We start from the raw sequence: 11,121 nt of genomic DNA, 5'->3' as shown, positions 1-11,121 counted from the left end.
ACGGAGGTGATCACCCACGCCTTCCTGCCGGCGGTGATCTCCTATATCGCGCTTCTCTACCTCGTCCATCTCGAGGCGGTGAAGGCGGATATGCAGACACTGCCTAAACCCGTCCTGCGCAGCTTCCAGGCTGCGCTGCTGCGTATGGGCATCGTGGTTTCCTCGATCGCGATCCTCGCCGGTGTAATCTATTTCGGCATCCGCTTCCTGCAGGCGGCGATACCAGGACTTTTGGCGCCGATCGTACTCACGCTGATGGGGCTTGCCTATCTCGCCATGCTCTGGCTCGCCTCGAAAAAGCCTGATCTCGAGATCGACGATCCGAACGCGCCTGTCGTGCAGTTGCCGATTGCCGGTGAAGTCGCCGTGACGGGGCTGCACTACATCCTGCCGATTGTGGTGCTCGTCTGGTTCATCATGATCGAGCAGCTTTCGCCGGGCCTTTCGGCTTTCTATGCGGTGACCGTGCTCATCGTGATCCTGCTGACGCAGCGCCCGATCAAGGCCTTGTTCCGGGGCCTGCATTCCAACGAGATCACGGGGCAGGCGCGGGCCGGTTTCGAAGAACTGATCCAGGGCCTGATCGGCGGGGCGCGCAACATGATCGGCATTGCCTGCGCCGTCGCCGCGGCCGGCATCGTCGTCGGCACCGTGACGCTGACCGGGCTCGGCCAGGTCATGGGCGAGGTGGTGGAGACGCTCTCGGGCGGTAACATCTTCCTGATTCTGGTCTTCACCGCGCTGATCAGCCTGATCCTCGGCATGGGCCTGCCCACCACGGCGAACTACATCGTCGTCGCCACCCTCATGGCGCCTATCATCGTCGAGCTTGGACAGGCCAACGGCATCCTGATCACGTTGATCGCTGCACATCTGTTCGTCTTCTATTTCGGGATCATGGCGGATGTGACGCCCCCTGTGGGGCTCGCCTCCTTTGCCGCAGCGGCGGTGTCGCGTGGCGACCCGCTGAAGACCGGCTTCACCGCCTTCTTCTACAGCCTGCGCACGGTGCTGCTGCCGTTCATCTTCGTTTTCAACACCGATCTCCTGCTGATCGACGTCGACTGGATCGGCGGGATCTGGATCTTCATCAAGGCAACACTGGCGATGCTGGTCTTCGCAGCCGCGACGCAGGGGTTCTTCCTGGTGAAGTCGCGGTTGTGGGAAACGGCGGCGCTTTTGCTGGTCACCTTCCTGTTGTTGCGGCCGGGCTTCTTCATGGATCAGGTGGCCCCGCCGTGGCAGGAGGTCGAACCGGCACAGCTCTACGACGTCGTCGCCGATCTGCCTGATGACGCCGTCATGCGCCTGCGCGTCGAGGGCCCGTCCTTCCTCGACGGATCGATGCAGGAACGGCTGATGGCTTTCGATCTCGGGCCGGCGAGCGACGATCCGCAGATGCGCTACCGTCAGGCAACGGATCTGCCGGCGATGATCGAGGATGATCGCGTGGTGCTCGAAGAGCCCTTCGATCCGCGCAGTTCCGCCGGTCGCGCGCTCGAGAACGTCGATTTCTACGATCCGGACAATCCGGTGGTTCTGACGGCGGTGGAGATTGCGGCGGATCAGCCGATGGACGAATGGTTCTACACTCCCGCCTTCGGGCTCTTCGGACTGGTCTATCTGCTGCAGAGCCGCCGTTTGAAGCGCAAGGAAGCGGCAAGAAAGGCGCGCGCCACACAGGCTGATGACGGCGAGGCGGCCACGGCCTGAGGGCGAACCGGAGGACGAGCCCATGTACAAGGATATCCTTCTCGCGGTCGATCTCGGTCACCCGGAAGACGAGGAAGACGCCGTGCGAACCGTGGTGGAATATGCGCGCGCCTTCAAATCGCGGGTGCATATCATCACGGTCGTTCCGGATTTCGGCATGTCGCTCGTCGGCAGCTTCTTTCCCAAGGGATTCGAGCAGGGCGCGCTGGCCGAGGCGGACAAGCAGCTGCACGCCTATGCGCAGGAGAAGTTCCCGGACGGGATCACGCGTCGGCACATCGTCGGCCACGGCGTGATCTACAAGGAGATCCTGCATTATGCCGGGGTCGTGAAGGCGGATCTGATCGTGATGAGCGCGCATCGGCTGGGGCTGGAAGATTATCTGCTGGGCCCCAATGCGGCGCGGGTCGTGCGCCATGCCGATTGTTCGGTGCTGGTGGTGCGCCAGGGGGATGCGGCGGGCTGAAGGCGAACGGTCCGGCGCCTGCCCGTTTGAGCGCATGTTGCCTGAGAGGCTTCGGCCTTGCCCCTTGCGAACGCGGCTTGTCAACGCGTTTGCAAACGCAGCTTGCATCACCCTGCTCTGGTCTTGCCGGTATCGCAGCGTTACATAAGGCGCGTATGATGAGGCAGCGCGTCATCGGCCCGGATGTCCTGTGGTCAAGGCGGCTTGATGATTTTCCGATCCGGCTCTCGCGGATCGGGCAAGGCAGAGATCGTGCATGGCGATTTGGAAGCAGTTGATCGCGGCCTGTGCTGCGCTGGCTATGGCCTTCGCGAGCTGGGCCTGGCTTGCGCCGGCGAGTTTTCCGGCGCCGCTGCGGCCTCTTGCCGAGCTGGCCGGCCTCCTACCTGAAGCCGATGACCAGCAGGAAGCGCGCGGCGGGGCTCCCGGGGGCGGACCGCCCGGGCGTAGCGGAGGCGGTCCGCAGCAGGTGATCACGGCGAGCGTCGGCGAGGAATTATCGAGTCGGCGGGTGCAATCCGTCGGCACGGCGGAGGCCCTGCGCTCGGTTTCGCTGTTCGCGCCGACGGCAGGTCTCGTCACCGAGATGCTCTTCACCACCGGCGACCGCGTCGCGGAGGGCCAGCCGCTTCTGCGCCTCGATGCGCGCGAGGAGACGATCGCTGTCGAGAAGGCCGGGATCGCCCTGCAACAGGCCCGCGACCAGCTCGGGCGTTTCGAGCGCCTCTCGCAGAACCAGGCCGTCTCCACGGTGCAGGTCGAGGAGGCGCGGGCCCGCGTTGCTTCCGCGGAAGCCGAATTGCGCGGCGCCGAGCTTGATCTCGACCGGCGCACCCTGCGTGCGCCCTTTGACGGCTATATGGGCATCGCGAAGGTCACGATCGGTGATCGCGTCACCACGACGACCGAAGTCGCCAATATCGACGACCGATCCGAGATTCTGATCCGCTATGCTCTGCCGGAGCGCTTCGCGGCGCAGGCGCAGCCCGGCGCCCGGGTGGAGGCGACGAGCATCGCCTTCGGGGTCGAGCGGTTCGAAGGCGTGATCGCCGAAATCGATTCACGCATCGACCCGCAGCTGCGCACACTCACGATCCGTGCCGCCATCGACAACAGCGACGATCGTCTTCGGCCCGGCCTCTCCTTCCTGGTCGATACAGTTTTCGAGGGCGCGCTCGAGACCGCCGTACCGCTGCTTTCGCTGCAATGGGATCGCGACGGTTCCTATCTGTGGCGCGTCGTTGATGATCGTGCGCAGCGTGTCGATGTCGAAATCCTGGAGCGTGGCGAAACGCGGGCGCTGGTCAACGGCGATCTCACGCCCGGTGATCGCGTCGTGCTCGAAGGTGTCCAGCGCCTGCGCGACGGCGCGCCGGTGACGATTGCCGAGCATCACGAGGCCGATCCCGGTCGCAGCTGAGCAGAAGGGTGGGCGCCATGGCTTCGATGAGCGAACGCAGCGGTGATCTCGCGGCGCTGTGCGTGCGCCGACCGGTTCTCGCCACGGTGATGAGCCTGCTCATCGTGATTGCCGGGATGGCGGCCTATCTCGGCATTCAGATCCGCGAATTGCCGGATGTCGACCGGCCCGTCGTCACCGTGCGCACCGAGTTCCCCGGCGCGACGCCGGTGGCGGTGGACAGCCAGATAACCAGCGTGGTTGAAGGTGCGGTAGCACGCGTGTCCGGGCTCGTCTCGCTCTCCTCCAACAGTCGGCGCGGGCGCAGCCAGGTCACGGCGGAATTTTCCGACAATGTCGACATGAATGTCGCAGCGGCCGATATCCGCGATGCGGTCTCCGCGATCAGTCGGCGCTTGCCGACCGACGCCGAGGAACCGGTCGTGATCAAGGCGGATTCGGATGGTCAGGCGATCATTCGCCTCTCGGTGATCTCCGAGACATTGCCGATCGAGGAACTCACCGCGATCACTGAAAACCGGATCGCGGACCGGCTCGCAGCCGTCGAAGGTGTCGCCGATGTCCAGATCTGGGGGCTGCGCGCGCCACAGTTCCAGGTGACGCTCGATCCCGCCGCCCTCGCCGCACGCGGGCTGGCCGTGAACGATGTGCAGAGCACCCTGCGCGACATCCTCGTCGATCAGCCGGCGGGGACCTTCAATTCCGGGGGGCAGGAGCTCCTCGTCGAGGCGGCGGCCAGCGCACGCACCGCGGAGGCGATCGCGGATACCTTCATCAACCCGCAGACGCGCATCCGCGATATCGCGGATGTGCGCCTTGCTCCGGCCGATCGCGATACGGTGCTGCGCGCCAATGGTGAGAGTGGCATCGCGCTGGGTATCCTGCGCCAGGCGCAATCCAACACCATCCAGATATCGGACGGTATCGAGGCAGCCGTCGATGAACTGTCGCTGGCGCTGCCCGACGGGGTGACGCTCCAGATCCGCTCCGACGAGGCCGTGTTCATTCGCGGCGCAATTGCCGAGGTCGCCTTCACGCTGGTGATCGCGACGCTCCTCGTCATCGCCATCATCCTGCTTTTCTTCCGCTCGGTACGCGCCACCGCCATTCCTGCCGTCACCGTCCCGGTGGCCCTGATCGGTACGCTCGCCGCGATCTGGCTGATGGGTTTCTCCATCAACGTGCTTACCCTGCTCGCCCTGGTTCTGGCGACGGGGATCGTGGTTGATGACGCGATCGTGGTGCTGGAGAACATCGAACGCCGACGCAAGGAGGGGATGGGTCCGCGCGCTGCTGCAGTGCTCGGCGCCCGGCAGGTATTCTTCGCAGTGATCGCGACGACCGTGACGCTCGCCGCCGTGTTCGTGCCGATCTCCTTCCTGCCCGGGACGGCGGGGGCCTTGTTCTCCGAATTCGGTTTCGTGCTCGCCGCTGCGGTGATGCTGTCCTCCTTCGTGGCGCTGACGCTGGTGCCGATGCTCTCTTCGCGGCTGCTCAGATCCGGCGAACGTACGCCCGAGCAGGAAGCGCGCAGCGCCCGGTTCGATCTGCTCGGGCGCTTCGGCAGCGCGGTTGCCGCGATCTACGGGCGCCTGCTCACCGTGGCGTTGAAGGCGCCGCTGGTCGTGCTCGCGCTCGCGGGCGTGTTCGCGCTCGCCTCCGTGGTCGCCTTCCGCGAATTGCCGGAAGAGCTGACCCCGCCGGAAGATCGCGGCTTCCTGCTGCTCTTCGTCAGTGCGCCCCAGGGCGTGGACCTCGACTATACATCGCGCAAGGCCGCCGAGATCGAGGAACGCATCCAGCCGATCGTCGATCGCGGCGATGCGCAGGGATTGCTCTCCATCGTCGGGCTGGGTAGCCGTTCCAACACTGCCTTCATGATAGCCCCGCTGAGCGATTGGCGCGACCGCGAGGCCAGCCAGGCCGAGATCACGGCGGAGGTGCGGCGCTCCATTGCCGATATCGTCGGCGTGCGGGCCTTCGTGCGTACGCCGAATTCCTTGCGCATCCGTGGCGGTGGCCAGGGGCTGCAATTCGCCGTGCGCGGTTCCGATTTCACCGGGATCACCGTCGCTGCGGAAGAGCTCATCCGCGCGCTCGAAGACCGTGTGCCGCAGCTGTCCAACCCCTCCGTCTCCTTCGACGTCACCCAGCCGCAATTGTCGGTGAGCATTGATCGTGACCTCGCTGCGGATCTCGGTCTCACGCCGGAAAACGTCGCGCTCGCCCTGCAGACCATGCTGGACGGGCGCCGGGTCGGTGATGTCAGCGTGGCCGACCGCAGCATCGCGATCCGGATGCGCGGCCCCGACGACGTCATCCGCGATCCGGGCGATCTGGAAAACCTGTTCATCCGCGCCCGCGACAACCGGCTGGTGCCGCTCTCTTCGGTCGTCACGCTGGAGGAGGAGGCCGTGGCACCGACGCTCCAGCGCCAGGGGCAGATGCGCGCCGTGCCGATCAATGCCGGCCTGGAGCCGGGCTATGATCTGCGCCGCGCCATGACGGATGTGCGGGCGGTGGCCTCGGCGAGCCTGCCACAGGGGATCAACATCCAGTTTCTCGGTGAGGCGGCAACCCTCGATCAGACTTCGCGCGGCGTCGCGCTCACCTTCGTTTTCGCGCTGCTGATCGTGCTGCTGGTGCTGGCAGCCCAGTTCGAGAGCTTCATCAGTGCCGTGGTGATCATGATCACCGTGCCGTTCGGTCTCGGCGCGGCGCTCATCGCCATGGCGATGACGGGGGGGTCGCTGAATATCTACAGCCAGATCGGTCTGGTCATCCTGATCGGTCTCATGGCCAAGAACGGCATTCTCATCGTCGAATTCGCCAACCAGCTGCGTGATCGTGGCGCAGCTGTCGCAGATGCGGCGCGCGAGGCGGCGATCGTGCGTTTTCGGCCCGTGATGATGACCCTGCTCTCCACCGCGCTCGGCGGTGTGCCGCTGATCCTCTCCGAGGGGGCCGGCGCGGAAGCCCGCGAGGCGCTGGGTTACGTGGTGGTCGGCGGGCTGATCCTCTCCGTGCTGTTCACGCTGTTCCTGACACCGATCGCCTATGCGATGCTCGCGCGCTTCTCCAACCCCCGCGCCGCAGAGCAGCAGCGACTGGACAGGGAACTCACCCATGCGCGGGCGCTGGAAGAGGAGTTCGCCGACCAGGTCGCCCATGACGGAACGCTTTCGCAATCTCCGCGCGCGCCGGCAGAATAGTCGCCTTTTATGCAAATGCAGCGTATTCGTTCTGCATAGCGAAATAAATTGATTATCTTTGACGCGGTGCAGCAACAATTTATCCGCTACACCTGAAAATCCGTCTAGGCAGTGCCCTTTCACGCAGCTACAGTATATTCGCGGATGCGAATATGTCGCATGCCAAATCACGAGCATAACAACCTCTAGTTATGTGAACGGAGGAATCTTCATGACGGACAAAAAAGAACGGGGAATTCGCGAGCTCTACGAGCAGGATCCCGAACGCGCGGATGCACTCGTCTTCGGACGCGTTCCCGACTCGAACCGCCGCGGCTTTCTCAAGGGCGCTGGTCTGGCCGCGATGGGCGCAGCCGTAGGCTCGAGCATCCCCTTCAGCCAGAACATGCCGGCCGGGATGATTCCCGCAGCGCTTGCCGATTCGGTCGAGGATTTCCGCCTCGAGGGCAAGGACGGCGACATGACCGTGCTCAACGATCGCCCGGTCAATATGGAAACCCCGGCGCATATGCTGGATGACGACGTCACCCCGGCCGAGCGTTTCTTCGTGCGCAACAACGGCACGCTGCCGGACAAGATCGCGCTCTCCGACTGGAGCCTGAAGATCGACGGCGAGGTCGAGAACGAGCTGGAACTGAGCTATGACGATCTCGTCAATGATTTCGAGCATGTGACGCTCAGGCTGCAGCTGGAATGCGGTGGTAACGGGCGTTCGGCCTTCAACCCGTCGCCGCGTGGCAACCAATGGTCCGTCGGCGCCATCGGTAATGCCGAATGGACGGGTGTGCGCCTGTCCGACATCCTGCGGCGCGCGGGCCTCAAGCAGAGCGCCGTCTATACGGGGCATTACTCGTATGACGAGCACCTCTCGGGCAATCCCGAGCTCGACCCGATTTCGCGCGGTGGCCCGATCGACAAGATGATGGACCCGCACACCATCGTCGCCTTCAAGATGAATGGTGAGGATATTCCCGCCGCCCACGGATATCCCGTGCGCGTGGTCGTGCCCGGCTGGCCGGGTTCGGCTTCCCAGAAATGGCTGACCCGGATCTGGGTGCGCGACAGGGAGCATGACGGCTCCAAGATGACCGGCATGTCCTACCGTGTGCCCCGGACCCCGGTCGCGCCGGGCGATGAGGTTGCTGATTCGGACATGATGGTGATCCAGAGCATGCCCGTGAAGTCGATCATCAGCTTCCCCGAGACCATGACGGAAGTGCCGGCCGGGCGTCCGTTCGAGGTCCGCGGCCATGCCTGGGCCGGTGACGACTGGGTGACTGACATGGAGGTGTCGATCGATTACGGCGCCACATGGCAGCGCGCCGAAGTCATGCCCGCCCCGAACAAGTATTCGTGGCAGCGCTGGCGCGCCGATGTGAAGGCGCCGAGCGTGGGCTATTACGAAGTCTGGGCACGGGCGACCGATCAGAAGGGTCGGATGCAGCCCATGGTCGTGCCGGGTTGGAATCCGCGCGGCTATCTCAACAATTCCTGCCACCGCATCGGCGTCGTTGCGGTCTGATTGGAGTCGTCAATGAAGAAAACCCGTTACGGGATCCTGGGCGCCGCTGCGGCGGCGCTCATTTTCGCTTTCGCATCGGGCCCGGCCATGGCCCAGGACGAGGATTTCGGCGGCTTGCCACCGGGTGAGGGGCAGGAGCTGGTGTTCTATTCCTGCCAGGGCTGCCATTCGCTCGCCATCGTCGAGCGGTCCGACTTCTCCCGGCGCGTCTGGGATGAGGTGCTGGACTGGATGGTCGACAGCCAGGGCATGGCGCCGTTGCCGGACGACATGCGCGCCACCGTCATGGATTATCTCGTCGAGCATTACGGATACGAAGGCTGACGCCGAGAGGGATTCCCCTGCCTCTGCGCGGACCGCCGCTCACGATGTCGTGAGCGGCGGTTTTTGTATCGGATCGTGAGCCCGTTTCTGCATTCCCGCGCTGGACACGGGGAGGCCGACGCGAAATAACGTCGCCATGTTCCGTTTCATCCTGCGTCTCATCGGGTTCCTGCTGATCGCTGCCGGCTTCGTCGGCTTCGTGATCGACGGCGCGCGCTCCATCGCCGCCGGCGAGATCACCTACGCGCCGCTGGGGCAGATTCTGTTTCAGCTGATGCCGGGCCTGTTCCCCATGCTGGAACCGGCGGTCACGCGCCATATCCATCCGGCCATGTGGGATCCGGTCCTTCTGACCGTGCTGCTCTGGCCCGCCGCGCTCGTCGCCCTCGTGCTCGGTCTGCTGCTGCTCTGGCTCGGTCGCAAACCCGCCGAGCCGATCGGTTATTTGGCGGAGAAATAAACGCGCTTGATCAGGCCGCCTCCTCGCGGCGCGCGGCCCGCGTTGCCACAAACAGCGCCAGCGCCATCAAGCCCAGCCCCGCCAGAACCACCGCCATGGCAATATGCGCGTGGATCAGCGCCGCACCCAGTCCGATCCCGACAAAGGCGGCGAGGCCCATCTGGATGATGCCGAGCAGGGACGAGGCCGCGCCGGCGCGTTCGGGGAAGGGAGTGAGCGCGCTCGCCATGCATTGCGGCATGGTCAGCCCGACGCCGATCCCGTAAAGCGCCATCGGCAACACGACTTCGAGCGCCGAGCCGGTGCCGATCGCGGACAGGACGAGCATGCCCATACCCCCGCCAGCCAGGCAGAGCACGCCAATCCCGATCGTGCCGTCGAGGCCGCGCAGGCCGACGATTCGCTGCGCGATCAGCGTGCCGGCGATGAAGCCGATCACCACGAAGCCGAAGGAGAAGCCGTAGGCGAGCTCCGACAGGCCGTAGACCCCCTGAAGCACGAAACTCGACCCGGAAATGAAGGCAAAAAGGCCGGAATAGGTCAGCGCCGAGAGCCCGACATAGACCCGGTAGGTCGGATGGCGCAAAAGCTGTGCGAATCCGGTAAGGATCGCCTTCACCGAGAGCGGCGTGGTCTCGCGGCTGCGCAGGGTCTCGGGGAGATGGCGCAGCACGACGAAGGTGAGCGCGATGCCGGCGATCAGGATCGCAACGAAGACAGCGCGCCAGCCGAAGGCAACATGGATCACCCCTCCCAGAACCGGCGCGATCGCCGGCACCAGCCCCATGATCGTCCCCATGCGCGACAATTCCCGCCCTGCGCGCGGCCCCTCATAGAGATCGCGCACGATGGCGCGGGCCAGAACGATCGGAGCGGAGGCGCCGAGTGCCTGGACGAACCGCGCCAGCGTGAGCGTCTCGATATTCGGTGCCACGATGCAGGCCAGTGTCGCCACGAGAAACAGCCCCAGCCCGAAACCGAGCACGGGGCGGCGCCCGATCCGGTCGGAGAGCGGCCCGTAGAGGAATTGTCCGAGGGCGAAACCCAGCAGGAAGGCTGAGAGGGTGAGCTGCGCGCCGGCAATCGTGGTGCCCAGCCCCTCGGCGATGGCGGGAAGGGCAGGCAGATACATATCTGTCGAAAGCGGCCCGAGCGAGGTCAGCATTGCCAGCGTCGCTGTCATGGCGAGGGTGTCGGCGGAAAGCCGGAAGCGTGATCTGGCGGGTGGCGTCGCGGGTGTCATGCTCTCTGTCTAGCCGCTGGGCGAATGGCGGGAAAGCGCGTTGTGTCCGGTCTGACGCCGATCCCGCATGGGCAGGCGCGATGGGGGCGCATTTATCCGGGGGGTTGCCCCGGCCCATCCGATCAGGCAAGCGAATACGTGCAAGCATCTCAATGAAGAATATTTGGAAGAACCCCCTGGAAGAGCCCCTGGAAGACCCCCTGCCGCAAGGACAGGGGCATCGTCCTGGAAACCCGGATCGTCACGCATATCATGTCCCGACCGCCCCGCCCCGCCTTCACCCTCGCCGGTGCCCGCCTCGGCGCCCGCCTCGCCCTGCCGCTCCTGCCGGGTGCGATGGTCTTCGCCTCGGCCTTCGGCGCCGCAGCGGCGCAGAAGGGGCTGGAACTGTGGCAGACCATGGCCTTCTCCGCGACGGTCTTCGCCGGCGCCTCGCAGATGGTGGCGCTGGAGGTGTGGCAGGATCCATGGACGCTGACCGGGCTCCTCGTCGTGACGGTACTGGTGGCGACGGTGAATGCGCGCATGATCCTGATGGGCGCGGCGATCCAGCCTTACATGATCGGTGCCAGCCGGGGCCAGGTCGCTGCCGTGACCTTCGTCCTCGCCGATGCCAACTGGCTGATCGGCATGCGCTATCATGGCGAAGGCGGGCGCGATATCGGGGTGGTGCTCGGTGCCGGCATCGCGCTCTGGTGCGGCTGGCTGGCGGCGACCCTGCCGGGCTATCTCGCCGGCGCCGTGGTGCCTGATCCCGAGCG

Annotated in this window: 9 protein-coding genes; 8 read left to right on the top strand and 1 reads right to left on the bottom strand. The window is 65.2% G+C overall.

What is annotated here, in order from left to right; translation table 11 throughout:
• The 7 genes from VKP01_RS07110 to VKP01_RS07080 all read left to right on the top strand — a co-directional run.
• A partial coding sequence (locus VKP01_RS07110) for a TRAP transporter permease (protein ID WP_324411463.1) occupies positions 1-1,713 on the top strand: 1,713 nt, incomplete at its 5' end.
• Positions 1,714-1,735: 22 nt separating this feature from the next.
• A complete protein-coding gene (locus VKP01_RS07105) occupies positions 1,736-2,179 on the top strand; it encodes a universal stress protein (RefSeq protein WP_324411462.1) in 444 nt (147 codons plus the stop codon).
• A 256-nt stretch (positions 2,180-2,435) separates the two neighbouring features.
• A complete protein-coding gene (locus tag VKP01_RS07100) occupies positions 2,436-3,599 on the top strand; it encodes an efflux RND transporter periplasmic adaptor subunit (protein WP_324411461.1) in 1,164 nt (387 codons plus the stop codon).
• Positions 3,600-3,625: 26 nt separating this feature from the next.
• Positions 3,626-6,811, top strand: a complete 3,186-nt coding sequence (locus VKP01_RS07095) for an efflux RND transporter permease subunit (RefSeq protein ID WP_324411460.1) — start codon at positions 3,626-3,628, stop codon at positions 6,809-6,811.
• A gap of 211 nt (positions 6,812-7,022) precedes the next feature.
• Positions 7,023-8,333: a sulfite oxidase gene (locus VKP01_RS07090; RefSeq protein WP_324411459.1), complete on the top strand. Its 1,311-nt coding sequence runs from the start codon at positions 7,023-7,025 to the stop codon at positions 8,331-8,333.
• Positions 8,334-8,345: 12 nt separating this feature from the next.
• The gene (locus VKP01_RS07085) at positions 8,346-8,657 is read left to right on the top strand and encodes a hypothetical protein (protein WP_324411458.1); all 312 of its coding nucleotides are present in this window, start codon (positions 8,346-8,348) and stop codon (positions 8,655-8,657) included.
• A 136-nt stretch (positions 8,658-8,793) separates the two neighbouring features.
• On the top strand, positions 8,794-9,117 hold the full coding sequence (locus tag VKP01_RS07080) for a hypothetical protein (RefSeq protein ID WP_324411457.1): 324 nt from the start codon (positions 8,794-8,796) through the stop codon (positions 9,115-9,117).
• Between the two features lie 10 nt (positions 9,118-9,127).
• Here VKP01_RS07080 and VKP01_RS07075 read toward each other — a convergent pair whose 3' ends face one another.
• Complete coding sequence (locus tag VKP01_RS07075) at positions 9,128-10,360, bottom strand: multidrug effflux MFS transporter (RefSeq protein ID WP_324411456.1); 1,233 nt, start codon at positions 10,358-10,360, stop codon at positions 9,128-9,130.
• A 252-nt stretch (positions 10,361-10,612) separates the two neighbouring features.
• On the opposite strand from VKP01_RS07075, the gene VKP01_RS07070 reads away from it, so the two are divergent.
• The coding region (locus VKP01_RS07070; RefSeq protein ID WP_324411455.1) for an AzlC family ABC transporter permease at positions 10,613-11,121 on the top strand (509 nt) is incomplete at its 3' end.

Source organism: Saliniramus sp. (assembly GCF_035311605.1).
Lineage (GTDB): Bacteria > Pseudomonadota > Alphaproteobacteria > Rhizobiales > Beijerinckiaceae > Saliniramus.
Note: the sequence above shows the minus strand (reverse complement) of the source record. Positions and strands in the feature narration are given on the sequence as shown.

Coding starts and splice junctions, on each gene's coding strand:
- VKP01_RS07095 (WP_324411460.1), top strand. CDS start 3,626: ATGAGCGAACGCAGCGGTGATCTCGCGGCGCTGTGCGTGCGCCGACCG.
- VKP01_RS07090 (WP_324411459.1), top strand. CDS start 7,023: ATGACGGACAAAAAAGAACGGGGAATTCGCGAGCTCTACGAGCAGGAT.
- VKP01_RS07080 (WP_324411457.1), top strand. CDS start 8,794: ATGTTCCGTTTCATCCTGCGTCTCATCGGGTTCCTGCTGATCGCTGCC.
- VKP01_RS07085 (WP_324411458.1), top strand. CDS start 8,346: ATGAAGAAAACCCGTTACGGGATCCTGGGCGCCGCTGCGGCGGCGCTC.
- VKP01_RS07105 (WP_324411462.1), top strand. CDS start 1,736: ATGTACAAGGATATCCTTCTCGCGGTCGATCTCGGTCACCCGGAAGAC.
- VKP01_RS07100 (WP_324411461.1), top strand. CDS start 2,436: ATGGCGATTTGGAAGCAGTTGATCGCGGCCTGTGCTGCGCTGGCTATG.
- VKP01_RS07075 (WP_324411456.1), bottom strand. CDS start 10,360: ATGACACCCGCGACGCCACCCGCCAGATCACGCTTCCGGCTTTCCGCC.